This is a genomic window from Mesorhizobium sp. M8A.F.Ca.ET.218.01.1.1 (genome assembly GCF_004791165.1).
In the GTDB taxonomy this organism is placed as follows: Bacteria; Pseudomonadota; Alphaproteobacteria; order Rhizobiales; family Rhizobiaceae; genus Mesorhizobium.
On record NZ_SRUZ01000001.1, the window covers coordinates 499655 to 523232 of the forward strand.

The window sequence follows — 23578 nt, forward strand, 5'->3', positions numbered from 1 at the left end:
CAAGGAAGGATTGAACGAACCGCGATGGAAAAAGGCCGTATCCTGCTTGCCGTCACCGGCTTTCATCCGCAACGCTGGCGCGACCTGTTGTCGGCCGAGCGCGAGGTGGTGCTGGAGCCGGACGGCGCCAAGGATCCTTCGATCACCTACGCGGTGGTGTGGAAGCACAAGCCCAATTTGATGTCGTCGCTGCCCAATCTGCGCGCCATCTTCTCGATCGGCGCAGGCGTTGACCATATCTTCGCCGATCCCGGCCTGCCCGACGTGCCGATCGTCAAGGTCGTCGCCGACAACCTCACGCAGTACATGACCGAGTACGTCGTCTGGCGGGTTCTCGACCATCACCGCCAGGGCCTGCTCTACCGGTCGCAGCAGCTGAAGAAGACCTGGCACGAGCCGCTGCAGCGGCCGGCCGGCGACATTTCCGTCGGCATCATGGGTCTCGGCAGCCTCGGCCGGGCCGCGGCCTCGGTGCTTCTGTCGCTCGGCTTCGCGGTCAATGGCTGGTCGCGCAGCGACCGGCCGATGAAGGGCGTGGCGACCTATTCCGGCGAAGCAGGCCTTATCCCATTCCTCAATGCCACCGACATTCTGGTGGTGCTTCTGCCGCTTACTCCAGACACGCAAGGCATCATCAATTACGGCGTGCTGAAGGAGTTGCGCAAGCGCAACGGCCTTGGCGGCTCGGTGCTGATCAATGCCGGGCGTGGGCGCCTGCAGAAGGACGCCGACATCATACGGGCATTGGACGACGGTACGCTGAAGGAAGCGAGCCTCGACGTGTTCGAGGTCGAACCGCTGCCGAAGACCAGCCCGCTGTGGACCCATCCGAAAGTGTTCGTGACACCCCATGCCGCGGCGACCTCCGATCCCGTGCACCTGGCGCCGACCATGCTGCGCCAGATGGATGCTTTCGAGCGCGGCGAAAAGCTCGACAATCTGGTGGACCGCAAGGCGGGATATTAGCAGGGCGTTACCCTCCTCTGGGCAAGTCCCACTCCCGGAAGCATTCCTTGATTGCCCGGACCGACGACAGTTGCAGCTTCGGCAGATCGATCTGCTCGAACATTGTCCGTTATCTCCGGCGATTTTTCGGCGTGGTCACGGCGATGTGGTGGATCATATCCCATTTGATGCTGTCGCGCCCGCCTTCCAAGCCCCCGCGCCTCTCCCTCTCGAACAGGGTTCGCCTGAAATAGCGCAACAGGCTTGCGGAGGTGGAGATGTCCAGCAGGATCAATCCCGTCGCCCGCTGGAAGCGTTGCGGCATGCAAACCGAGTAGTTTCCGTCCATCACCCACCGCTCGCCAGCGATCGCGGCCTCATGCAAGGCAATTAACTCGTCCCTCGGACGCTGCACCCAATCCGTGTGGGGCAGGTGAAAGAGCAGATCGAGATGAATGGGTGTCAGGCCACGCTTGCGCGCGATCGCGTCGGCGAGCGTCGACTTGCCGCTGTTGGACGGCCCAAGGATACAGATGCGGTCGCCGAGGTCCGAGAGGTTCACCGGACGGAGCCTTGCTAATGGACGGTTGGATTATCAGCCAGGCAGAGCGAACTTCTTCTGCTTGTCCGGCTTGCCGCAGTCGCGGCGGTCGATGGACCGGTTCATGGCATCGATCTCGCCCGACGCCTTGTCGCTGTCGCGCTGGGCCTTGGAGCGCATGTCGGGCGTGAACGGACCGAAGCCCATGGCGGGATTGGAGAAGGTCGGCTTGGCGGTCGTCGGGAGATTGTATTGCTGCGCCAATCCGTTGCGCTGCGCCAGCAACTGATCGCATGGCACGCTGTCATATTGCAGCGAGGATTCGATGTTGGCATCCTGCCGCTCGGACGCTGAATTGCCGACGCAGCCGGTGGTTGCCAGGCAAGACGCCAAGATCATCATGTTCCAGCGCATCGAAGTGCTCCTCCTGGTATCCCGCCCTGATGCGACCAGATCGCAAATATCAGTCGCGCACGCAAATCGGACTTTTTCGCAGCAGTGCAACGAGCTGGCCTCACACGGCCTGAGCTTTCCGTGCCACGACGGCCAGGCCTTTGACAGGCTCTCGGCGATCCCAGCGGATGGTTGTCGGTTCCAGCGCGACGATCGAGAGACCGTTGGCCTCGAGGGTCCGTCCGACATAGCCATCCGAATGGGCGTAGCGCCGCGACGGCTGCAGCGCGAAGTCGCCGCCATCCACGAGGCTCTCGACGGAAAAGGCAAACAGGCCGCCCTCGGCGAGCAGGCCGGCGACCGCTGCCACCAAACCTTCGAGCCCACCGATGTAAATCAGCACGTCGGCTGACGTCACCAGATCGGCCTTGCCGCCCGAATAGGAAAAATCCTGCAAATCCGCTTTTGTCAGCGCGTCATAGATATTTTTTGCCCGCGCCTTCCTCAGCATCCTTGCCGAGATATCGACCCCCTCCAGCCGGTCGACGATCGGCCTCAGCCTCTCGCCCATCAGTCCGGTGCCGCAACCCAGGTCGAGCGCCAGGCGGAAGCGGCCCGGCCTTGCCTTGCGGATGGCAGCGTCGAGCACCTCGGGCAGCCGGTAGTCGAGCTTGCCGACCAGCGTCTCCTCGAATGTCTCGGCATAGTGGTCGAACAACGTCTCGACAAAGGCGCTGGGCGGCGCGGTGGAGGCCGGACCTTTGCCGATCAGCTGCAGTTTGAGCACCGCGCCCTGGCGATCGGCCGGATCGAGTTTCAGCGACGTCGTCCAGGCCTGCGCCGCAAGGTCGAGCCTGCCTGATGCCTCCTGCATCTCGCCGAGGCGAAACCAGCCCATTGCCCATTGCGGCGCCAGTTCCAGCGCGCCGAGCAGCAACTCGGCCGCCGCAGTGTGATCGCCGGAGACAAAGAGCATTTCGGCATAGTCTGCACGGCGATCGGCGTTCGGGTCGCCCGACGAGGTCTGAAGCGGTTTCATGATGATGGTTCCACCGGCAGGGTAGCCGGCCGCCCATCTGTGTAGAGCAAAGCACGCCGAAGCTGAACCGAATTGAGCAGGCTTTGCCCGGCGAGTCAGCAGTCTCGGGCAACCGGCTTCCCGCGGCGGAATTATATCCTATCTTGAGGGTCATGCGCGCCAGCGACCTGCTTCATCCCCGGCCCGAGGGCCTCTACTGCCCGCCGGGCGATTTCTTCATCGACCCGGTACGGCCGGTGAACCGGGCGCTGATCACGCACGGCCATTCCGACCATGCGCGTTCCGGCCACGGCTCGGTGCTCGCGACACAGCAGACGCTCGACATCATGGCACTGCGCTACGGCGAGGATTTTGCCGGGACGACGCAGGCAGCCATGCTCGGCGAAACGATTGCCCTCGACGGCGTCAGCGTCAGCTTCCATCCGGCCGGCCATGTGCTGGGGTCGGCGCAGATAGCGGTCGAGCACCAGGGCAGGCGCATCGTCGCCTCCGGCGACTACAAGCGGCAGAAGGATGCGACCTGCGCACCGTTCGAGCCGATTCGCTGCGACGTCTTCATCACCGAGGCGACCTTCGGTCTGCCGGTGTTTCGCCATCCGCCCGATACGGAAGAGGTCGCCCGGCTGCTGAAATCGGCCGCGCAGTTTCCCGAACGCTCGCATCTGGTCGGAGCCTACGCGCTCGGCAAGGCACAACGGGTGATGCGGCTGTTGCGCGACGCCGGTTACGACAAGCCGCTCTACATCCATGGCGCGCTGGCCAGGCTCAGCGAATATTACCAGAGCCAGGGCATCGACCTCGGCGACCTCGAGCCGGCGACGGTGGAGAGCGGCGGCAAGCAGGATTTCGCCGGCGCCATCGTGGTCGGCCCGCCATCGGCCTTCGCCGACCGCTGGGCGCGGCGCTTTCCCGACCCGATCTCATGCTTCGCGTCGGGCTGGATGCGCATCCGCCAGCGCGCCAAGCAAGGCGGCGTCGAGCTGCCGCTGATCATCTCGGACCATGCCGACTGGGACGAACTCACCGCCACCATCAAGGAGACCGGCGCCGAGGAAATCTGGGTCACGCACGGCCGCGAGGAAGCCCTGGTGCGCTGGTGCGAGCTGGAAGGGATAGCGGCCAGGCCACTGCATCTGGTGGGCTACGAGGACGAGGGCGATTGATGCAATACAGTTCGCCAATTGTCCCTGACGAGCCCTACGGCGCCCCCCTCTGGCCTGCCGGCCATCTCCCCCACTTGTGGGGAGATCAGATGTTACGCCGGCTTTCGCCAATCGCTGATGTTGGGGGAGATGAGCCGGCATCGCAGCTGCCAATCTCCCCCCTCGTGGGGGAGATGTCCGGCAGGACAGAGGGGAGCGCGACGGGACGCGACGCCTGCCGATTGGCGAGGTTTCCCTCCCCATGAACCGCTTTGCCGAACTTCTCGACCGCCTGGTGCTGACGCCGTCGCGCAACGGCAAGCTGACGCTTTTGACCGACTATTTCCGCAGCGTCGAGGATCCCGACCGTGGTCTGGCGCTGGCCGCGATCACCGGCGATCTCAAAATTGCCGCCGTCAAGCCGGCCATGCTGCGCACGCTGGTCACCGAACGCATGGACCCGGTGTTGTTCGGCTATTCCTACGACTATGTCGGCGACCTCGCCGAGACGGTGTCGCTGGTCTGGCCGCAACCGCCTGGCAGGATCGCCAACCGCGAGCCGACGCTTGGCGAGGTGGTGGCGAAGCTGCAGGCGGCAAGCCGCTCCGACGGGCCGAAGGTGCTGACGGGGCTGCTCGACAGCGCCGGCATCTCGGCGCGCTTCGCCATCATCAAGCTGGTCACCGGCGGCCTGCGCATCGGCGTCTCGGCGCGGTTGGCCAAACAGGCGCTGGCCGATTTCGGCAAGGTCGACGTCGCCGAGATCGAGGAGCTCTGGCATGGGCTGTCGCAGCCCTACACGGCACTGTTCGCCTGGCTGGAAGGCAAGGCCGAAAAACCACGCAACACGGCGCTGGCGCTGTTTCGCCCGGTCATGCTGTCGAACCCGGTGGGCGACTGCGATCTCGAAAAGCTCGATCCCGCCGACTATGCGGCGGAATGGAAATGGGACGGGATCCGTGTCCAGGCGGTGGCCGAAGGCGGCATCCGCCGGCTCTATTCGCGCACCGGCGACGATGTCTCGGGCGCCTTTCCAGACCTCGCCGACGCCATGCACTTTTCCGCCGCACTCGACGGCGAATTGCTTGTCGGCGATCCACGCGAGGCGACGGGAACCTTCTCCGACTTGCAGCAGCGGCTGAACCGCAAGACGGTGACACTGAGGATGCAGCAGCAATATCCGGCCTTCATGCGCTGCTACGACCTGCTGCAGATTGGTGAAGAGGATCTGCGCCCACTGTCCTTCCGCGAGCGGCGCGGCCGCCTGGAAGCCTTCATCGGGACGCTCGACCCCAGCCGCTTCGATCTCTCCCCCTTCGTCGACTTCGCGGACTGGCAGGCGCTCGAGGACCTGCGCCGTGCGCCGCCGCATCCGATCATCGAAGGGGTGATGCTGAAGCGCTGGGATTCGCCCTATCTCGCCGGCCGGCCGAAGGGGCCGTGGTTCAAATGGAAGCGCGACCCGCACACGGTGGACGCCGTGCTGATGTATGCCCAGCGTGGCCACGGCAAGCGTTCGAGTTTCTATTCGGACTACACGTTCGGCGTCTGGTCCGGGACCGAGGGCGCGGAGGAGCTGGTGCCGGTCGGCAAGGCCTATTTCGGCTTCACCGACGAAGAGCTGAAGCAGATCGACAAATATGTCCGCGACAACACGGTCGAGCGCTTCGGACCGGTGCGCTCGGTGCGCGCCGACCGTGACAATGGCCTGGTGCTGGAAGTCGCCTTCGAGGGGCTCAACCGCTCGACTCGGCACAAATCGGGTGTGGCCATGCGTTTCCCCAGAATTTCACGGCTGCGCTGGGACAAGCCGGCCAACGAGGCCGACCGCATAGAAACCCTGCAGGCGCTGCTCGACTGATAGGCACCGCCGGTATGTCGGTCGCAACGATTCAATTCAAGGCTCGATCGAGACGCGAATCTCGTAGACGTTGACCGCCTTGCCCTGCTTGTCGAAATCGGAATTGACGGCAATGGTTCCGGCCGAACCTGGATGCTTGTCGGGGAACTTCACGTCGAACAGATATTCGTTTTTCTGCTGGCCGACGGCGTAACGCTTGCGGCCGCAGTCGCCGAGTTCGCCGAAATTGCAGTCGACGGAGATCTGCGTGTCCTTGCCGTCCTCGGCCCGGGCAATGATGTCGAACACGGCGTGCTTGCCGGCGAGCTTTTCCAGCACGCCCTGCCCGACGTCGAAGGCGATCGCCGAGCCGGAGGCGCCGGACCGGATGCGCAGGAACGGCCCGCTGTCGTCCTTCATCACCTCGGCCTTGGCGTCCGACGGCGCGGCGACATGGCTCGGGTCGGTCGGCGAAAACACATTGATCCAGTCGTGCGACTGATCCGCGGCACCGGGCTTTGCCGGGGCGTTGGCGCCGTCGGCCGGGGTGAAATCGTCGTCCTCGACGGTCGGCGGCGCTTCCGGCGGCGCGGTATTAAGCTCGGCCGCCGACTTGAACACACCGGTCTGCATGGCGAAAAACAGGCCGATGCCAACCGCCGCGAGCAGCGTCACGGTGAAGAAAATGGCGGTCAGCGGCAGGCGACGTCCGCGAATGCGCCGCTCATCGCGGTCTGGCGCCACTTCCGTCGGGGCTCCCGGCGCGGCGGGAGCCCACATGTCGATGGTCGGCGCACCGGGCAGGGTCGCATCCGGCATGATGTCGGGAACGACCGGCAGCACGCGCGAGCGCGGTGCATCGGAAGCGGGCTGCACGGGGGCGTCGACGGAGACTGCGGGCGACGGCACCCTCGGGCCGGCCTCGACCGCAGGCGCCGCACCAACCTCGGCCTCGCCCGCCGGCGCGTCGATCGCGTCGATCTGCGGGGCAACGCCAGGCACCGCCGGCAGGTACTCGGATTCGATTTCGGTGATTTTCGCCTGGATAGCCTTGCGGCGCTTGATGGCGACTTCCACGGTCACGCCGGGATTTGCCTGGAGCGCACGGTCGAGCGCGGCGAAGGCCGAGCGATAGACCCTCTCGCGGAACGCGCGGTCCTCGGCGTTGCCCTTTTCCAAGGCGTTCCGGATCGCTTTTTCGATCGCGTCCAAGCGAGATCCCTCTGCTAATTGCGACAAGCTTTCATGATGGTTAGCGGCAGGCGACCAATCAATCAACGGGCGGGCAGCCGCATTCTGCCTTGACGGGCCGTCCAAAGTCCATCTTCGCGATGTTCCGGCAAACAAAATCGGAATATGTCGGCGATTCCGGCATGCAAGGGCGCTGGAGCCCCGGTTTCGATCGCGGCGGGACGCTTGCATGATTTGCCAAGTCGCATCTTGAATTCGCGGCCGGTTGAGTCTATCACCCTGCCCATCTTGGAGGCCTTGGCCTCCCGGGCCGCTTTAGCTCAGTTGGTAGAGCACATCATTCGTAATGATGGGGTCAGGTGTTCGAGTCACCTAAGCGGCACCAGTTTTTCAAACCAATGGTCGAAGCGGCTTGGGTGCGCGGAAGTTGGCCCGAATTCCGGCCTTTTGCCTTTTGCCGGTCGGTCCAACGCCCAGAAACGCGCTGACAACCGCGCGGTCCGGCATTTTCAAATCTCAACAACAAATGATGGATATCGCATTTCTATTTTTTTGAAACAGGCGCCTGTTTTTTGGAACAGACGCTTGGGTCGCACATTTCCTGCCGATGGTTCCACGGACAGGAGGTTTTAAATTGCCAAGGCGTGTCGACAAGGAAAAGCTGGCAAGAGCGGACCGTGAGGCGAGGCTGGTGCTGGATGCCGAGCGCCACGCCAGGGACGCCAAGACAGCCCGCCTGAGGGAGCAGAGACTGCAGCAGGAGGCCTTGGCGGACAAGCCTCCGCCTGCGCGCCAACGGGAGCCGGTCAGGAAGCCGGCCCGGCGTGTGATCGAGGCGGACTGATCCGCGGAGGCCGCCCGCTTCGCCCCGAGGGCGCCGTCCGCGATGCCCCCCGCGTTGCCGCATGAGACAGTGGCCCAAAAGACCCGTATGCCATTGTCGGGACACCGGTTTTGGTATGAAATGTCAGGTGTCAGCATGGGAGGTCCAAATGCCCAACACTTTCAAGACCGGAGACGTCGTCAAGCTGAAGTCGGGAGGCCCGAAGATGACGGTCAGCGATGGCGCCGCTTCCGGCATGTATCTGTGCCACTGGTTCAATAAAGAGGGCGATGTGTGGACCCCTCAGCATGCCGGCTTCAAATCGGATCAGCTGGTAGCCGACGATCACTCGGCGTAATCCAGACGCGCCGGACGAAGTGCTTTGCCACTTCTCCTGCCGCCGCCAAGGCCCGGCATTGCGGCAAGCGCGTGATCGGCATCGGCGACCGACGGATTTCTCCGATCGCTGCGTTTAACGGTTGAAGCGTGACCCTGGCATTGGGCCATGGCATGCGCCAACCGGAGACGTGAAGCATGATACGCCGTTCGATCCTTGCCGCTGCCTTGAGCCTGCTGACCACCGCGGCTCTGGCCCAGACAGCGACAGAACCACCGGCCGCCACGCCACCCGCGGCCACATCCCCCGCGGCCACATCCCCTACTGCCCCATCCCGCACCGCCAAGTCCGACATCACGCTGGCCAAGTTCCAGAAGCGGCGGGAGAAGGCGATCATGGCCGCCGACACGGACGGCGACGGCAAGATCAGCCTCTTGGAGTGGGAGGCCTTCCGGGCCAAACGCAACGTCAAGGGCGATCCCGCCAAATCCTTCGCGCGCATCGATTCCAATCATGACGGCTTCATCGACCGGGCCGAGCTCGATGCGTTGTTCGCCAAGCGCTTCGCCAGGCTGGACAAGAATGGCGACGGCATTCTAACGGCCGACGAGAGGCCGGGCCACAAATCCGCTCCCAAGCCGGAGCAATGACCAAGAGGCTATGACGCGTGATGGACATCGGGAGTGCGCCAGCCGATGAGCGCCGACCCGGACGAGGAGTTGGTTCGCCGCGTCGGTACCGGCGAGCCGGAGGCGGTGCGGTTGCTGGTCGCGCGCAAGCTGCCGCGCATCCTTTCGCTGGCCGTGCGCATGCTGGGCGACGCGGCGGAGGCCGAGGATGTCGCGCAGGAAACCTTCATGCGCATCTGGCGTCATGCATCGGGCTGGCGGCGCGGCAATGCACGCTTCGACAGTTGGATCCACCGCGTCACGCTCAACCTCTGCTACGACCGGCTGCGCCGGCGCCGCGAATGGGTGACCGACGCGGTGCCGGACATTGTCGATCCCGCCCCGCTTCCCGATGCCCGCGAAGAGCCGCATCGGGTCGAGCAGGCCTTGCAGGCAATCGCACCACGCCAGCGCGAGGCGATCATCCTGGTCTACTATCAGGAGATGTCCAACATAGAGGCGGCCGCGACCCTGGAGATCAGTGTCGATGCCTTGGAGAGCCTGCTGTCGCGCGGCCGGCGGGCGCTGCATACGATCCTGGCCAGGGATGGTGCCCATGACTGAGAAAGGCGCGATCATGATGCGAAGAATTCACCGTACCTCGCGAGCGTCCGGTGGCCAGGTCCCGGGAATCCAACCGCCCGGACACGCGGCGCCAATCGGCAAAGGATGGACTGATGTCTGATGGGTCGAGGAACGAACCCGCAATGGATGCCGAGCGCTTTGCGGCTCTGGCGGCGGCCTATGGCGGCGATCTGCGGCGGTGGCCGCAGGCCGATCGCAGGGCCGGAGCGATGTTCGCCGCGAGCGAGATGGGCGCGGTCATATTGGGCCACGCCGGGAAACTCGACGCCTTGCTCGACAGCTATGCCGTCAAGGCGCCCGGCGCGGCGCTGCACGGCAGCATCCTGCGCACCGCCGAGCGGCACCTTGTCAAGCGCCGGCGCCAACTGGTCTGGTGGCTGGGTTTGGGCCTTGCCGGCATTGGCCTGGCGGGCGCGGTGGCCGGGTTGGCCCTGGTGACCATCGTTACTCCAGAGGTTCCGTCCGACCATTATGTGCTCGATGCCAATGCGACGGCGTTCGGCGATGCCGGGCCCGACGGCGAAACAGTCGGGGAGGACCTATGAGCACGGGCCGTAAGCTCATCATCGCGTCGGTGGCGCTGAATGTCTTCCTGGCCGGGGCGCTTGCCGGCGGGGCCGTCTGGGTAAGAAGCGGCAAGCAGGGCCAGGGCTATTCGCTGGAGGCGGCCGGCGGCCGTCTTCCCGACCAGCAGCGCATGCTGTTCCGCAAGGCATTGCGCGAGGTTCGCCGCGAGTCGCGCGACATCATCCTCGACGGCCAGCAGGCCAGGCGCGAGGCGGCGGATCTGTTGCGGCAGCCCGTCCTCGACACGGCGGCGCTGTCGGCGGCCCTTGAACGGGCCCGCAATGCCGACATCACCCTGCGCACGCGGCTGGAGCAGCGCATCACCGAGTTCGCGGCTGCAGGCTCCGCCGAGGCGCGCGCCGTGCTGGCGGACGGGCTGGCCAGGCGCGCCGGGCCGCAGCCGAAGGCGGAGCCAAAAAAATCACCGTGACGGCCGACGGAAAGCGCCCGCAGGGCCGTTTAACCGGGAGAAGGGCAGACCTGCCGGCCCCATCGGTACGAACAGGTTTTCATTCTCGGACAACATTCGGAGTAACGTCATGAACCGTCTGACACAGTATGCGGCAGCAGCCGTCCTCGCCTTGACCGGAACCGCGGCAACCGTCGCGACCTCCGCCGCCATGCCGATGGTGGCGCAACCGGCCGCGCCGGCGCTGATCGAGCATGTGGCCTGGGGTTGCGGACCCGGCTGGCATCCCAATCCCTGGGGGCGCTGCGTTCCCAACCGTGTCGTGGTGTATCCGCGCTACCGCTATTGGCACGGCCCGGCCTATTACGGCTGGCATCCGCACCGCCACTGGCACCGCTGGCATCGCTGGTAAGCGTGCGGGAGGGCCGGGCGGCACCCGCCCGCCCGGTCGCCTGTCCCCGGTTTGAGCCGGGGAACAGCCCAATCGGGCGTCGCGCGCCTCGCGTGAGATCCAATCATGGAGCGCTGACATGGCCGTCGCGACCAAAAGGCCCATGGCGCCAGGTCCCGCCCTGCCGAATCCCGCCCTGATCGCCTTCAACCGCTTCGGGCTCGGGGCCCGGCCCGATGACCGCGACAGGCTGGCGAACGACCCACGCAGCTATCAGGCGGCCTCGACCTTGGCGGCCTCAGAGGCCTCGCCGCGCACCAGCCTGGTCACGCCGACGAAGTCGATCTTGCCCGAGCCAAGCACCGGCACGTGCGCCACGACGCGCACTTCGGCCGGCACCATCAGGTCCATGGCGCCGTTCGCCTTGGCGAAGGCCAGAAATTCGGCGCGCGTCGCGTTTTCGGCTTCGGTGATGAGCACCAGCTTTTCGCCCTTGCGCGGATCAGGCACCGTCGCGACCGCCGAGAGCGAACCTTTCCACAGCTCGCCCGCCAACGCTTCCACGGCAGCCAGCGAAATCATCTCGCCGCCAATCTTGGCGAAGCGCTTGGCGCGGCCGCGAATGCTGACGAAGCCGGCATCGTCGATGCTGACGATATCGCCGGTGTCATGCCAACCGTCCTGCAGCGGTTCGAGCACACCAGGCTTTTCCGCCCTGAGATAGCCCGCCATGACGTTGGGGCCGCGCACGAACAGCCGCCCGCCGCCCTGGACGCCGATCACCGGATCCAGGCGGTATTCCATGCCGGGCATGATTTTTCCCACCGTGCCCGATCTGTTGTACATCGGCGTGTTGATGGAAATCACCGGCGCCGTCTCGGTGACGCCGTAGCCTTCGAGAATGCGCAGGCCGAACTTCTCCATATAGGTTTCGCGGGTCGAGGCCTTGACCGGCTCGGCGCCGGAAAAGCAGTAGCGCACCGAGCGGAAATCATAGGGGTGTGCGGTGCGCGCATAGCCGCTGAGGAAGGTGTCGGTGCCGAAGATGATCGTCGCGTTCGAGGCATAGACCAGTTCGGGAACGATGCGGTAGTGCAGCGGCGAAGGGTAGAAATAGACCGGAACGCCCGACACCAGCGGCAGCACCGTGCCCGCCGTCAACCCGAAGGAATGGAAGATCGGCAGCACGTTGAACACCTTGTCGCCCGAGTGGAAATCGATGCGCGAGGCGGCCTGCGCGGCATTGGCCAGGATGTTGCGATGGGTAAGCACCACGCCCTTGGGCGTGCCTTCGGAGCCAGAGGTGAACAGGATCACGGCCGGATCGGTGGCATTGCGGGCAACCCGTGGCGTGGCCTTGCGCAGCATGCCAAGCAGCTTGTCCTTGAGGCTGATGGTTGCGCGCAGATCGTCGAGCCAGACGATGTTCACCGACCGGCCGACTTCCTCGACCGTCGCGCCGAGCTTGGCCTGCTCGACAAAGGCCCGAGAGGTCAAAATTGTGGTGACCCGCGCCGCCTTGCAGGCGGACAGGATGTTGGCGGCACCGGCGGTGAAGTTGATCATCGCCGGGACCTTGCCGGCGGACATGACGCCAAGCAGCGCGGCACAAGCGCCATTGGCATTGGGCAGCATGATGCCGAGCGTGTCCTGTCCGGCATAGAGCGCTTCGAACTTCTCGCCGAGCACGGCGACACCCGTGAGCAGCTTGCCATAGCCCAGCGAACCGGCGACCGGATCCTGCACGGCGAGTTGCTTCATGCCGCGCTCGGTCGCCGTTTCGATGACCCTTTCGAGCACGGTCTTGTCGATATGCTGGGTGCGGAAGACGAGGTCGGACATCACCTGGTAGAGTGCGGCACCGGCGGCGGCTCTGCGCTTGCGGCCCTTCAGTTCGTCGGCGACCTTGAGCCTGACCGGCGGCAGTATGGTCACCTTGACCTTCGGGAACAGGCGACGGCGCACGTGCTGCGCCGTCAGCCGCGAGAAGGGGCTTTTCTCCAGCCCCTCGATACGGATCGGCACGACCATCGAGCCGGTCTTGTCGGCCACCATGGCGGCGCCGTCATAGACCTTCATCAGCCCGCCGGTGACGGTGATGCGGCCCTCGGGAAAGATGACCAGCGGATCGCCATTCTGCACGATCTTGATCAGCGTGCGCGTCGACATCGGCTTGGCCGGATTGAGCGGCAAGGCGCGGGTCAGTTTGAGGAACGGCTTCATCCACCAGGCCTGCGCGATGGTGTAGTCGATGGCGAAGACCGGCTCTTCATCGGTCAGCGTCAGCGCCAACGGACCGTCGAGAAAGCTGACATGGTTGAGCGCCAGAATCGGCGCCGGGCCTGCGGCCTTGAGGTTTTCCAGACCCTCCACTTCCAGCCGATGGAAGGCGCGAAAGAGGATGGAGACGAAGTCGCGGAAGGCGTTGGTCGGCAGATATTTCAGCATCAGCCAGGCGGCCACCGCATTGAAGGCGGCAAGCCCGAACAACAAGCTGGCAATAGAGACGCCAGCGGCCTGGACGGCGGCGACGAGGATGCCGCCCAGCGTCATGAAGCCGGCGTTGACGATGCTGACAGCGGCGACGACGCGGGCGCGGCGCGCCTCGGGCGACCAGGCCTGCACGGCAGCGAAGGTCGGCACGACCAGGAAGGCACTGGAAATGGCCATGCCGGCAAGGTCGATGGCAACGCGGATGGTGTTCGGCCCGGCGAAGAAGAGGCCAAGGGTTTCAGCCTTGGGCGAAGGCTGCATGCTCCAGATCGTCCAGGCAAGGTGCAAGCCGAACAGCGCCAGAAGCGCGGTGCCGACCGGCGCGGGAAGCAGCACCATGCGGCCCTGCGACATCCAGGCGGCGATCGCCGAGCCGATGGCAATGGAGACGGCGAACACCGCGAGATAGGCGGTGACCGCGATCTCGTTGCCGCCGAGCTGGTCCTTGATCAGCGTGGGCAGGATCGAAAGCACGATGGCGCCGATCAGCCAGAACCACGAGGTCATCAATCCGGCGCGCCAGATGCGCGTGTCGGTGCGCAATTCGCTGACCTGGCGCCATGTCGAGTGGAAGATGTTCCAGTCGATGACAAGGTTCGGCGCGGCTGAGCCGGTCGAGGGGATGGAGCGGCTGACGAACCAGCAGCCGACCGCAAGGATCATCATCATCGGGCCGAAAACGGCGACACCGATGCCGTCAGCGGAGACGACACCGCCCACGATCGTGCCGCCAAGGATGGCGGCGAAGGTCGCCGACTCGATCCAGGCGTTGGCGCGGGGCAATTCCTTGCGCTCGAGATGATCGGGCAGGATGCCGTATTTGATCGGCCCAAACAGTGCCGAGATGACGCCGAATATCAACAGCGCGGTCATCAGCACAGGAATGGAGGACAGCGCGATGCCGACGACCGCGACGGCAGCGGCGCCGATCTCGGCGAATTTCAGCCGGCGGGCAATGAGCGCCTTGTCGAAGCGGTCGGCGATCTCGCCGCCCAGCGCCGACAGGAACAGGAACGGCGCCATGAACACGGCGCCGGCCAGCGTGACCAGCGAGGCGGCCTGATCGGCAGCCAGTGTGAAGAGGATCAGGAACACCAGCGTGTTCTTGAGGAAATTGTCGTTGAAAGCGGACAGGAACTGCGTCCAGAAGAGCGGCGCGAAGCGCCGCGAAAGCATGAGATGCGTGTTCATGGCGTTGTCCCATTTGGCGGAACCACGCGGCGATGCTCCGGTGATCCCCGCGGGTTCATGCGCTGTTCCGATCGTTGTGATAGCCGTGAGCTGGTTAAGGTTCTTTACTGGGTCGGAAATCGCCGGTGGTCGCTGGTTCGTTCCGGCGCTGGTGAAGCTGGCCTGTGCGCGCCCGTGTCAAGCGGTTCCGACATCTACGCCTCCTTATGAACAATGTTCATGGCGCCAATGTAGCATAACTTGAACGATGTTCAAGGGCAAAAATGAACGATGTTCACAAAAGTGAGGAGAGGTTAACGAGTCAATCGCCAGGGCCTGGCTATCGTTCGCGGCCAGCCCCTGTCCAATGGGAATCTACAAGCTGCACCGACGCGCTTGATCCCCGGCTAGCGAGGAGCGCCTTCGTTCAGTGTCGCCACGGTCTTCAGCGCGCCGTCCAGCATGTCGCCCTTCTCGTCCTTGAGCGCCGCCTCGCGCAGGCGGCGGATCCAGTCGGCGGCGTCGTCCCTCCCCTTGAGCAGATCGAGCGCCGACAGCACGCGGTCGAATTTCGACTGGGCGCGCACATGCGTGTCGCTGTAGCCCTTGATCAGCCGGCGACAGTTGAGGATTTCGACCGCAAGCGCGTAATCTGCCGGCACGTAGCCAAGCGCCAGAGCGTACCAGCGTTCGAGATGCGCGGCCTCGACCTTGTGGCGCAGCAGGCTGCGGCGCCAGCGGCGCAGGCCGCCGATGAACCACAGAGCGGCGAAGCCGGCGAAGCTGTCGGTGCGGATGCGGCGGCCATGGTTGATGCGGCGATCGAGAAAGGCGGCCAGTTTCGGCCGGCTTTCGATGTAGCTGCCCAGCCCCGCCGGCAGCGTGCCGCAGAACTCCTCGATGCGCGGGTGGAAATATTCGGTCACCTGCAGGACCGAACCGTCCTTGACGCCAACCTCCTTGCGCACCCGCCTGTCGCGGGTCGAGCGCGTTTTCAGATCGGCGACGCGGATCATGTCGTCGTAGCACATGGCATTGGCCAGATGCTTGGCGGCGGCGATGGACAGCGCATAAGCGTGGCCGGCGCTGTCCAGCGCAACGGCGTTGTCCAGCCGGTCGAGATAGTCGCGCCCATAGGCGATGTCCTGATAGTCGACGACCTTTCTCAGGCCGCGAAGCGCCATGTCGCGCACGGCTACGGGCATCAGGTCGATGCGGGCGGCCTGGGCATGCCATCCCCGCAGCAGATTTTGCGGGCCGCTCACACGCCCGGCACCCAAAGCGGATTCGACAATGGCTGGCTCCGCCGGTTTTGACGAAGGTGCTGCCGCCGTGCCGCGTGCGCGGTCGAAGGCCGCGCCGAAGGCGGCAAGGCTGGCCTTCACGCCCCGCCCGCCGGCACCAATCGCCTGTTCGTAGCTCTCGCGCGTGAACGGCAGTGCGTCGGAGCCGGCCAGCGCGCCAAGCAGGCTGGCCGAGATCATCGAGCCGTTGTCGGCGGCGATCTTTTCCATGTCGAAAGCGATGAAGCGCTTCGACGCGGCCTCAGCCGTCGCGTGGACCTTGGACGACGAGGCGCGGCCGTCGCCCGGTTCGATCTTTTCCGAGACGGCGGCGATGCGATGCGAGGAGGCGATCAGCGTCGTGCGGTTGGGGGTGACGAAGCCCCTGATGATGGCGCGGCCGGCCTCCATCAATTCGGCGGCGATCAGGATGTCGACATCGCCCTGCGAGGGTGACAGGGCGAAGACCGGCAGGCGGCCGGTGTCGCGGGCCATCTCGATATAATAGATGGTCGCGCCGGTGCGCTGGGCGACGCCGGCGACCGAAGTCGACTGTGCAACGTAACCATTGCGTTCGGCGACATCGGTGATCCAGTCGGCCAACACGCCGCCGCCCTGGCCGCCGACGGCCAGCACGGCGAGCTTGATCACCGGCTCATCGGCGGCACCGGATCTGGGGTGCAAGGAGGGGACGGGCTCAAGCATCGGCGAATATCAGGCGCCGGTTTTCGCGATGCCTCTGCAGGAAGCCGATCGTCGTGCGGCGCGCCGCTTCCAGGAACCGGTCCCAGCGGCTCGGGTTGTGCACGACATCGGCGCGATAGAAGGAAGGGCACAGCACCGCGGCGTCCGCCACCTCGCCGCAATTGCCGCAGCCGACGCAGTTCTGGTCGATCGACGCGACCGGATCGTCGCGCAGCGGGTCGTCAAGCGATTTCACCGACAGCGACGGACAGCCGGAAAGCCGCATGCAGGCATGGTCCCCGGTGCAGATGTCCTCGTCGACGCCGAACTTCGGTTTGACGACACGCTCGCCGCCCTTGATGGCCTTGTCGACCAGCGGCTTTTCGCGGCGCTGGCGATTGAGCATGCACTCCGACGAAGCGACGATGACTTTCGGGCCCTTCTCGTCCGTCGTCAGCGCCTCGCGCAACGTGTTCTGCATCTTGCCGACATCGTAGGTGCGGTCGACATGGCGCAGCCATTTCACGCCCATGCCTTTCACCGCCTCGGTGATCGGATGCTTGGTCGACTTGGTCTTGTTGCCCGCACGCGACGACAGGATGTCCTGCCCGCCAGTCGCGGCCGAGTAGAAATTATCGACGATGACGATGACGCCGTCATTCTTGTTGAACACCGCGTTGCCGATCGAGGAGGTCAGGCCGTTGTGCCAGAAGCCGCCGTCGCCGACGAAGGAGATCGAGCGGCGCTTGGCGTCGGGCGAATTGAACGCCGAGGCCGAGGCTGGCCCCAGCCCATAGCCCATCGTGGTGGCGCCGAGCTCGAAAGGCGGCATGATCGAAAACAGATGGCAGCCGATGTCGGAGGCGATGTGGTGCTTGCCGAGTTCCTGTTCGACCAGCTTGGTCGCGGCAAAGATCGGCCGTTCCGGGCAGCCGATGCAGAAGCCGGGCGGGCGGCCCGGCACGACGTTGATCAGGTCAGCCGTGTCGACGCCGTCGCCGACCTTGTTGGGCGCGCGCACCTCGCCCGGCAAAAGATGCGGCGCCTCGGCGCGCAGGAAGGCGCCGATACCATCAAGCATGACCTGGCCGGTATATTCGCCGGCCATCGGCAGATGTTCCTTGCCGACCAGGCGCGTGCCGCGCCCGGCCTTGTGCAGCATGGCGGCAAAGGCCTGTTCGATATAGTTGGGCTGGCCTTCCTCGACCATCAGCACCGCCTGCTTGCCCTCGCAGAAGGCGAGGAACTCGTCGTCGATCAGCGGATAGACGGCGTTGAGCACGTAGAGCGGGACATCCGTGTCGCCATAGGTGTCGGCAAGGCCAAGCCGCTGCAGCGCACGGATGACCGAATTGTACATGCCGCCCTGCATGACGATGCCGACCGAGCCGTGGTCCGAGCCGAAGAACTCGTTGATCCTGTTCTTGGTGATGAAGTCGACGGCCGCCGGCCAGCGCTTTGCCACCTTCTCCTTCTCGTGCAGAAAGGAGGCGGGCGGCAGCACGATGCGGCCGGTGTCGCGGCGCGGTGCGTCCAGCGCATCGGCGACAGTCATCGGCGGGCGCTTGTTGTCCTTGGCGATGAAATGGCCATGCACGTGGCAGCAGCGGATGCGCACCTGCAGCATGACCGGCGTGTTGGAGACTTCCGACAGCTCGAAACCATCCTCAACCGCCTTGACGATCGACGGCAGGTTCGGACGCGGGTCGAGCAGCCAGACCTGGCTCTTCATGGCGAAGGCATGGCTGCGCTCCTGCATGATCGAGGAGCCCTCGCCATAATCCTCGCCGACGATGATCAACGCGCCGCCGGTGACGCCGCCGGACGCGAGATTGGCCAACGCATCGGAAGCGACGTTGGTGCCGACGGTCGACTTGAAGGTCGCCGCGCCGCGGATCGGATAATGCACCGAAGCGGCGAGCATGGCGGTGGCGGTGGCTTCCGAGGCGCTGGCCTCGAAATGCACGCCGAGTTCGCCCAGAATGTCCTGCGCGTCGGCCAGCACATCCATCAGGTGGCTGATCGGCGCGCCCTGGTAGCCGCCGACATAGCCGACACCGCATTGCAGCAGTGCCTTGGTGATGGCGAGGATGCCCTCTCCTGCGAATTCCTCGCCGGCACCGAGCCTGAGTTTCTCGACTTCCTTGGCAAAAGACCGTTCGGCCATCTTTGGCCTCCTTCCATTGCCGCCCGGCATCGGCGGCGCGTACATCTAGATGTCGTGCTTGCGAATGTTCTTCAGCATCTTCTGCAGCGTCGCGATGAGGGCGGCATATTCGGCATCGTCGACATCGTCGAACATCGCCTCGAAGGCGTCATGCATGGCCGGCCAGGCGCGGGTGAACTCGGCGCGGCCTTCGTTTGTCAGGAACACGTGGCGGATCCGGCTGTCGCTCACGCCCTGCTCACGCCGCACGAACCCTTGCCCCTCCAGCGTGTCCAGCGTGCGGCTCAAGGTCGACTGTTCGATGACGGTATAGACCGAGAGGTCGTTGACAGTGACGCCGTCGGTGACCGACAGCACGGCCAACGTGCGCACCTGCGAAATGGTCAAGCCCTGCTTGCGAAAATCGTCACGCAAGGTGGCGTTGTAGCGGCCCATGATGCGGTTCATCAGATAGGGCGCGAATTGCTGCAGGCCGATCTGGCCGAGGGTCGAAATGCGCTGGCGTTTTTCGGCGACTTTCTGTTCCATCACAGCTTCCCCGCCAGCAGGAAACCGGAGCCGCCGCCGAGGCCAGCACCGGGATGGGTCGAAGCGCCGATATGATAGAGGCCCTTGATGCCGGTCTGGTGGTTGCGGCTGGTCTTGAACGGCCGCCACAGGAAGGCTTGGTCTATGGTCGAGGAACCGCCATAAGGGTCGCCGCCGACCAGATTGATGTTTATCGCTTCGAGATCGGCCGGAGAATAGGCGCGGCGCGCGATCACGCTGTCCTTGAAGCCGTCGATATGGCTGGCGAGGACCGCTTCGGCGCGATCGGCATAGGCCTCGCGCAGGGCATCGGTCCATTGCCCGTCAGCGGGCGCCTGCAGCTTGCCGGCGGCGTCGCCCTTGATGTGGCGGGGCGCCTCGGGCAGTTGCAGCCACAGGATCGCCTTGCCTTCCGGGCAGCGTGACGGGTCGAGCGCATGCGGCTGGCCGACACAGATGGTCGGCACCTCGGGGAGCATGCCGCGCGCCGCCTCGTTGCAGGCTTTCGAGACACCATCCAGTCCGGGCGTCAGATGCAGCAGCGCCACCTTGTCCAGGCCTTCGCCGCGCCAGGACGGCGGCTTGTCGAGGGCGTAGTGGATCTGGAAATTGCCTTTGCCGTAGCGGTATTTCTTCGTCGCCTCGGCATCGGCTTTGGGAGCATCCGTGCCGAGCAGGCGGCCATAGAGCTGTGTCGGCGTAACCGAGCAGATAACGCTCTTCTTCGCGTGGACGGTCTCGCCCGAAGCCAGGCGCACGCCGGTGGCGCGGCCGCCGGCCAGGAGGATGGAGGCAACGTCCGCTTCGGTGGAGATGACGCCGCCGCGCTCCTTGATGAGCGCCTCGAAAGCAGACAGCAGGTTCTGCGCCCCGCCCTTGACGATCGGCGCGCCGGCCGCCTCCAGCGCGAAGGCGATCACCTTGGCGATCTGGCCGGAAAAGGCGTCTTCCGGGCCAAGCCCGGCATGCAGCACCCACGGCGCCCAGAGCGCGCGGACGGTCTCGGACTGGTAGCCGCTTTCCAGCCAGCCGCGCGCCGGCACCAGCGCATCGCCAAGGAAGGCGGCAAGACCACGCGGGCTCCGCCGCCAGGCGTCGCCCGCCAGCAGCTTCGCGGTCGGATAAGACCACAGGCTGCCGCCGAGCAGGCCGAACAGCAGGCCGGCATTGCCTTCGATGCCGCCGACATCTTCCGCGTGGCGGTCACCGTCGCCGGCCGCGATCGCGTTGAGCGCGGCGATGTTGGCGGCGCGGTCGGTGCTGAGCACCGCATGGCTGCCGTCCGGGCGAAGCACGCCGGTCGGCGTGCCGGTATGGCAGAATTCCAGCCCGTGCCGGGCGAGGTCGGCGCCAAGTGCGGCGAAGGCCGGCGAGGTGATGAACAGCACGAAGGTCGTTGCCATCACATCATGGATGAAGCCAGGCGCGGTGATCTCCTCGGTGCGCATGCAGCCGCCAATGCGGTCGTTGCGCTCCAGCACGAGCACCTTGGCGCCCTTGCCGCCAAGCATCGCCGCGCAAACCAGCGCGTTGATGCCGCTGCCGACAATGATGTGGTCGGGCGCTTTCATTGGGGGTTGCTCGTGGGCAGCGGGTAGGCTTGCCGGGTCAGCGTCCTACGGCGCCCCCCACTGTCCTGCCGGACATCTCCCCCACAAGGGGGGAGATCGGATGTCATCCCGGCTTTCGCCAATTTTCTACGTCGCAAGAAGGGAGCCGTCGCGGAAGCTGCCGATCTCCCCCCAAGTGGGGGAGATGCCCGGCAGGGCAGAGGGGGGCGCCGTAGAGCGCTAACGCCGCCATCCTGCCTCCCTATCGCCTCACCAAGCTGCATGATCTTCTCCCGAAGACCCACCTCGCTCTATTTTCCAACCACCAGCGCCAGTGCGCGGATCGGACTGCCGGTGCCGTGCTCGATCTTGAGCGGTGCCGCGATCAGGATCGCGCCTTTCGGCGGCAACTGGTCGAGGTTGCAGAGGCTGGCCAGGCCGTAGCGGTTGGCCTTGTGCATCAGCGTGTGCGCCGGGAATGGCGGCTCCATGCCGCCCGCCTTGCCGGCATCGGTGCCTATCGTCTCCGAGCCCCAGCCCTTGATGTCCTTGCTGATCAGGAACTGGATGGCTTCGGCCGTCGGGCCGGGCGTGTGCGGGCCGGTCTCGTTGGCGTTAAGGAACTCGGCTTCCGAGCCGTTGCGCTTGTACCAGTCGGTGCGCATCACCACCCACTCGCCGGCGTTGATCGCGCCATGCTTGGCTTCCCATGCCTTGATGTGGTCGACGGTGAGCAGGAAATCATGGTCGGCGGCGGCCTCCTTCGAACAGTCGATGACATTGACCGGGCCGATGAAGTTCTGCGCCGGAATGGTGTCGGTGGCGCCGTCCGGATAATCCTTGCCGCTGATCCAATGCTGCGGGGCGTCGAAATGCGTGCCGGAATGCTCACCGAGCTTCAGCCAGTTCCACGCCCACCATGGGCCGTTCTTGTCATAGCGGGAGATCGAGTGGATCTCGACCTTCGGCGTATCGACGGCAAGTTCCGGCGGCAGCTTGATCAGCGGTGTGTCCGGCCCGAGCGGCGCCGTCAGGTCGACCACCTTGATGGCGCCGGAAAGGAGTTGGCCGGCGACTTCGCCGAGAAGTTTTTGGGTGTCCATGGTCTCTGTTCCCTCTTGTCTGACATGATCAAGGCTCGTCTCGGCCCTTAATATCCTACTAGACGAAAACATATGCATCTGCAATTATCTTTAAGCATAAAGGAAATGGGAACGGGGCGTGAGCGAGTTCGACGCCATCTTTGTCGGGGCGGGCCACAACAGTCTGGCATGCGCCGCGCATCTGGCGCTCAAGGGCTGGAAAACCGGGGTTTTCGAGCGCAGCGCAACGATCGGCGGCGCGGTGCAAACCCGCGAATTCACGCTTCCGGGCTTCCGTCATGATTTCGGCGCGATGAATCTGAGCCTGTTCGCCGGCTCCGCCTTCCACCGGAAATATGCAAATGAATTGAAAGCGCAGGGGCTGGAATTCGCGCCGGCCGCCGATTGTTTCGCCAGCGCCTTTCCGGATGGGCGCTGGTTCGGGGTCAGCAACGATCTGGAAAAGACCGCCAGCCGCGTTGCGGCCTTTTCAGCCGCCGATGCCGCGACATGGCGCAGGCTGGTAGCCGCCTTCCCGGCCGAAGCCGGGCATTTGTTCAAGCTGCTGGGCTCGCCGATGAGCGCCCGGGCGCTTGCGGGCACCGCCTGGAACCTGTGGCGCAAGAAAGGTGTTTCCGGCGCGCTCGATACCGGCCGACTGCTGTTGTCCTCGCCACGCGCCTGGCTGGAGGAGACTTTCGAGTCACCACATATCAGGGCGACTCTCGCCACCTGGGGCATGCATCTCGACTTCGCGCCCGACATCGCCGGCGGCGCCGTGTTTCCCTATCTGGAATCGATGGCCAACCAGAGTTTCGGCATGGTGCTGGGCAAGGGCGGCGCCGATACGATCATCCGGGCCCTGGCCGGCATGGTGACATCCGCCGGCGGCAGGATCATTACCGGCGCCGATGTCGCCGAGATCACTGTCTCCGGCGGCAAGGCGACGGGCGTGCGGCTCGCTTCCGGCGAGACGCATACGGCGGCCAAGGCGGTCATTGCCGGTGTGGCGCCCAAGGCGCTGACCGACAAGCTGCTGCCTGGCGGTTCCGGCAACGCCGGCTTCGACACGGCGATGCAGAAATTCCGGCACGCGCCGGGCACGATGATGATCCACCTGGCGCTGGACGATCTGCCGGACTGGCGCGCCGGGGCAGAGTTGCGCCAGTTCGCCTATGTTCATCTGTCCCCCTCGCTCGACCAGATGTCGCGCACCTATCAGCAGGCGATGGCAGGCATGCTGCCGGACGAACCCGTGCTGGTCGTCGGCCAGCCGACCGCCATCGACCCATCGCGGGCGCCGCAGGGCAAGCATGTTCTGTGGATACAGGTGCGCATGCTGCCCGCCGAAATCGCGGGCGACGCCGCGGCCAAGATCGCGCCAGCACATTGGGACCAGGTCAAGGAAGCCTATGCCGAGCGCGTGCTCGACATTATCGAGACCTACGCGCCCGGCCTGCACGCAAAGATCCTTGGCCGCGCGGTGTTCTCGCCGATCGATCTCGAGCGTGAGAACCCGAACCTCGTCGGCGGTGACCAGGTCTGCGGCAGCCACCATCTGGCGCAGAATTTCCTGTTCCGCCCGGCGCGCGGCTATGCCGGCTGGAACACGCCGGTCGCCAACCTGCATCTCACCGGCGCCGCGACATGGCCGGGCGCCGGCACCGGTGCCGCCTCGGGCTTCATGCTCGCGCAACAGCTTGGCGGGAGGTAGGCCAGACGATTTTATGGAGGCGACGAGAGGCAAGGC

At 65.2% G+C, this 23578-nt stretch carries 20 protein-coding genes, 1 tRNA gene and 1 pseudogene; 12 read left to right on the top strand and 10 right to left on the bottom strand.

Annotated elements, in window-relative coordinates; translation table 11 throughout:
- Nucleotides 1-24 precede the first annotated feature (24 nt).
- Nucleotides 25-966, top strand: a complete 942-nt coding sequence (locus EN861_RS02415; protein WP_127278434.1) for a glyoxylate/hydroxypyruvate reductase A — start codon at nt 25-27, stop codon at nt 964-966.
- A 7-nt stretch (nt 967-973) separates the two neighbouring features.
- On the opposite strand, the pseudogene EN861_RS02420 reads toward EN861_RS02415, so the two are convergent.
- From EN861_RS02420 to EN861_RS02430, 3 genes and pseudogenes are all read right to left on the bottom strand, one after another.
- Nucleotides 974-1507 (bottom strand): annotated as a pseudogene (locus EN861_RS02420) (AAA family ATPase).
- 33 nt (nt 1508-1540) lie between these two features.
- Nucleotides 1541-1900 (bottom strand): hypothetical protein, encoded by a 360-nt coding sequence (locus EN861_RS02425; protein WP_127278432.1) that lies wholly within the window; start codon nt 1898-1900, stop codon nt 1541-1543.
- Between the two features lie 100 nt (nt 1901-2000).
- Nucleotides 2001-2918, bottom strand: a complete 918-nt coding sequence (locus EN861_RS02430) for a methyltransferase domain-containing protein (protein ID WP_127870711.1) — start codon at nt 2916-2918, stop codon at nt 2001-2003.
- A gap of 152 nt (nt 2919-3070) precedes the next feature.
- On the opposite strand from EN861_RS02430, the gene EN861_RS02435 reads away from it, so the two are divergent.
- The gene (locus EN861_RS02435; RefSeq protein WP_127281133.1) at nt 3071-4081 is read left to right on the top strand and encodes a ligase-associated DNA damage response exonuclease; all 1011 of its coding nucleotides are present in this window, start codon (nt 3071-3073) and stop codon (nt 4079-4081) included.
- A gap of 241 nt (nt 4082-4322) precedes the next feature.
- Nucleotides 4323-5921 carry a cisplatin damage response ATP-dependent DNA ligase gene (locus EN861_RS02445; protein ID WP_135862148.1) on the top strand — a complete coding sequence of 533 codons (1599 nt, stop codon included), beginning with the start codon at nt 4323-4325 and terminating at the stop codon, nt 5919-5921.
- Between the two features lie 36 nt (nt 5922-5957).
- On the opposite strand, the gene EN861_RS02450 is transcribed toward EN861_RS02445, so the two are convergent.
- Complete coding sequence (locus EN861_RS02450; RefSeq protein ID WP_127275788.1) at nt 5958-7112, bottom strand: hypothetical protein; 1155 nt, start codon at nt 7110-7112, stop codon at nt 5958-5960.
- Between the two features lie 288 nt (nt 7113-7400).
- Here EN861_RS02450 and EN861_RS02455 point away from each other — a divergent pair.
- From EN861_RS02455 to EN861_RS02490, 8 genes are all read left to right on the top strand, one after another.
- Nucleotides 7401-7476, top strand: a tRNA-Thr gene (locus EN861_RS02455).
- Nucleotides 7477-7725: 249 nt separating this feature from the next.
- Entirely contained in the window at nt 7726-7935 is a 210-nt protein-coding gene (locus EN861_RS02460) for a hypothetical protein (RefSeq protein ID WP_127275158.1), read from the top strand.
- Nucleotides 7936-8083: 148 nt separating this feature from the next.
- Nucleotides 8084-8272: a DUF2158 domain-containing protein gene (locus EN861_RS02465; protein WP_127275157.1), complete on the top strand. Its 189-nt coding sequence runs from the start codon at nt 8084-8086 to the stop codon at nt 8270-8272.
- A 176-nt stretch (nt 8273-8448) separates the two neighbouring features.
- Nucleotides 8449-8901 carry an acid-shock protein gene (locus EN861_RS02470; RefSeq protein WP_127275156.1) on the top strand — a complete coding sequence of 151 codons (453 nt, stop codon included), beginning with the start codon at nt 8449-8451 and terminating at the stop codon, nt 8899-8901.
- Between the two features lie 45 nt (nt 8902-8946).
- Nucleotides 8947-9483, top strand: a complete 537-nt coding sequence (locus EN861_RS02475) for an RNA polymerase sigma factor (RefSeq protein ID WP_127275155.1) — start codon at nt 8947-8949, stop codon at nt 9481-9483.
- Between the two features lie 113 nt (nt 9484-9596).
- On the top strand, nt 9597-10049 hold the full coding sequence (locus tag EN861_RS02480; RefSeq protein WP_127275154.1) for a hypothetical protein: 453 nt from the start codon (nt 9597-9599) through the stop codon (nt 10047-10049).
- The gene (locus EN861_RS02485) at nt 10046-10501 is read left to right on the top strand and encodes a periplasmic heavy metal sensor (RefSeq protein ID WP_127275153.1); all 456 of its coding nucleotides are present in this window, start codon (nt 10046-10048) and stop codon (nt 10499-10501) included. The genes EN861_RS02480 and EN861_RS02485 overlap by 4 nt, the downstream gene beginning before the upstream one ends.
- A 109-nt stretch (nt 10502-10610) precedes the next feature.
- Nucleotides 10611-10892 carry a hypothetical protein gene (locus tag EN861_RS02490; protein WP_127275152.1) on the top strand — a complete coding sequence of 94 codons (282 nt, stop codon included), beginning with the start codon at nt 10611-10613 and terminating at the stop codon, nt 10890-10892.
- 252 nt (nt 10893-11144) lie between these two features.
- Here EN861_RS02490 and EN861_RS02495 read toward each other — a convergent pair whose 3' ends face one another.
- The 6 genes from EN861_RS02495 to EN861_RS02525 all read right to left on the bottom strand — a co-directional run bounded on the left by EN861_RS02495 (nt 11145) and on the right by EN861_RS02525 (nt 21849).
- Nucleotides 11145-14555: an acyl-[ACP]--phospholipid O-acyltransferase gene (locus tag EN861_RS02495; RefSeq protein WP_127280444.1), complete on the bottom strand. Its 3411-nt coding sequence runs from the start codon at nt 14553-14555 to the stop codon at nt 11145-11147.
- A 386-nt stretch (nt 14556-14941) separates the two neighbouring features.
- Nucleotides 14942-16522, bottom strand: a complete 1581-nt coding sequence (locus EN861_RS02500; protein WP_135862150.1) for an indolepyruvate oxidoreductase subunit beta family protein — start codon at nt 16520-16522, stop codon at nt 14942-14944.
- The gene (locus EN861_RS02505) at nt 16515-18668 is read right to left on the bottom strand and encodes an indolepyruvate ferredoxin oxidoreductase subunit alpha (protein WP_127275952.1); all 2154 of its coding nucleotides are present in this window, start codon (nt 18666-18668) and stop codon (nt 16515-16517) included. Before EN861_RS02505 ends, EN861_RS02500 begins: the two co-directional genes overlap by 8 nt.
- A 45-nt stretch (nt 18669-18713) precedes the next feature.
- Nucleotides 18714-19196, bottom strand: coding sequence for a MarR family transcriptional regulator (locus tag EN861_RS02510; RefSeq protein ID WP_135862152.1), 483 nt, complete (start codon nt 19194-19196; stop codon nt 18714-18716).
- A complete protein-coding gene (locus EN861_RS02515) occupies nt 19196-20767 on the bottom strand; it encodes an NAD(P)/FAD-dependent oxidoreductase (protein ID WP_127870703.1) in 1572 nt (523 codons plus the stop codon). Before EN861_RS02515 ends, EN861_RS02510 begins: the two co-directional genes overlap by 1 nt.
- A 290-nt stretch (nt 20768-21057) precedes the next feature.
- Nucleotides 21058-21849 carry a cyclase family protein gene (locus EN861_RS02525; RefSeq protein ID WP_127275955.1) on the bottom strand — a complete coding sequence of 264 codons (792 nt, stop codon included), beginning with the start codon at nt 21847-21849 and terminating at the stop codon, nt 21058-21060.
- 118 nt (nt 21850-21967) lie between these two features.
- Between EN861_RS02525 and EN861_RS02530 the strand changes: the two genes are divergently transcribed.
- A complete protein-coding gene (locus tag EN861_RS02530) occupies nt 21968-23542 on the top strand; it encodes an NAD(P)/FAD-dependent oxidoreductase (RefSeq protein WP_135862155.1) in 1575 nt (524 codons plus the stop codon).
- Nucleotides 23543-23578: the final 36 nt, after the last annotated feature.

Coding starts and splice junctions, on each gene's coding strand:
- EN861_RS02495 (WP_127280444.1), bottom strand. CDS start 14,555: ATGAACACGCATCTCATGCTTTCGCGGCGCTTCGCGCCGCTCTTCTGG.
- EN861_RS02510 (WP_135862152.1), bottom strand. CDS start 19,196: ATGGAACAGAAAGTCGCCGAAAAACGCCAGCGCATTTCGACCCTCGGC.
- EN861_RS02475 (WP_127275155.1), top strand. CDS start 8,947: ATGAGCGCCGACCCGGACGAGGAGTTGGTTCGCCGCGTCGGTACCGGC.
- EN861_RS02425 (WP_127278432.1), bottom strand. CDS start 1,900: ATGCGCTGGAACATGATGATCTTGGCGTCTTGCCTGGCAACCACCGGC.
- EN861_RS02485 (WP_127275153.1), top strand. CDS start 10,046: ATGAGCACGGGCCGTAAGCTCATCATCGCGTCGGTGGCGCTGAATGTC.
- EN861_RS02505 (WP_127275952.1), bottom strand. CDS start 18,668: ATGGCCGAACGGTCTTTTGCCAAGGAAGTCGAGAAACTCAGGCTCGGT.
- EN861_RS02470 (WP_127275156.1), top strand. CDS start 8,449: ATGATACGCCGTTCGATCCTTGCCGCTGCCTTGAGCCTGCTGACCACC.
- EN861_RS02445 (WP_135862148.1), top strand. CDS start 4,323: ATGAACCGCTTTGCCGAACTTCTCGACCGCCTGGTGCTGACGCCGTCG.
- EN861_RS02490 (WP_127275152.1), top strand. CDS start 10,611: ATGAACCGTCTGACACAGTATGCGGCAGCAGCCGTCCTCGCCTTGACC.
- EN861_RS02515 (WP_127870703.1), bottom strand. CDS start 20,767: ATGAAAGCGCCCGACCACATCATTGTCGGCAGCGGCATCAACGCGCTG.
- EN861_RS02480 (WP_127275154.1), top strand. CDS start 9,597: ATGTCTGATGGGTCGAGGAACGAACCCGCAATGGATGCCGAGCGCTTT.
- EN861_RS02435 (WP_127281133.1), top strand. CDS start 3,071: ATGCGCGCCAGCGACCTGCTTCATCCCCGGCCCGAGGGCCTCTACTGC.
- EN861_RS02525 (WP_127275955.1), bottom strand. CDS start 21,849: ATGGACACCCAAAAACTTCTCGGCGAAGTCGCCGGCCAACTCCTTTCC.
- EN861_RS02500 (WP_135862150.1), bottom strand. CDS start 16,522: ATGCTTGAGCCCGTCCCCTCCTTGCACCCCAGATCCGGTGCCGCCGAT.
- EN861_RS02465 (WP_127275157.1), top strand. CDS start 8,084: ATGCCCAACACTTTCAAGACCGGAGACGTCGTCAAGCTGAAGTCGGGA.
- EN861_RS02430 (WP_127870711.1), bottom strand. CDS start 2,918: ATGAAACCGCTTCAGACCTCGTCGGGCGACCCGAACGCCGATCGCCGT.
- EN861_RS02415 (WP_127278434.1), top strand. CDS start 25: ATGGAAAAAGGCCGTATCCTGCTTGCCGTCACCGGCTTTCATCCGCAA.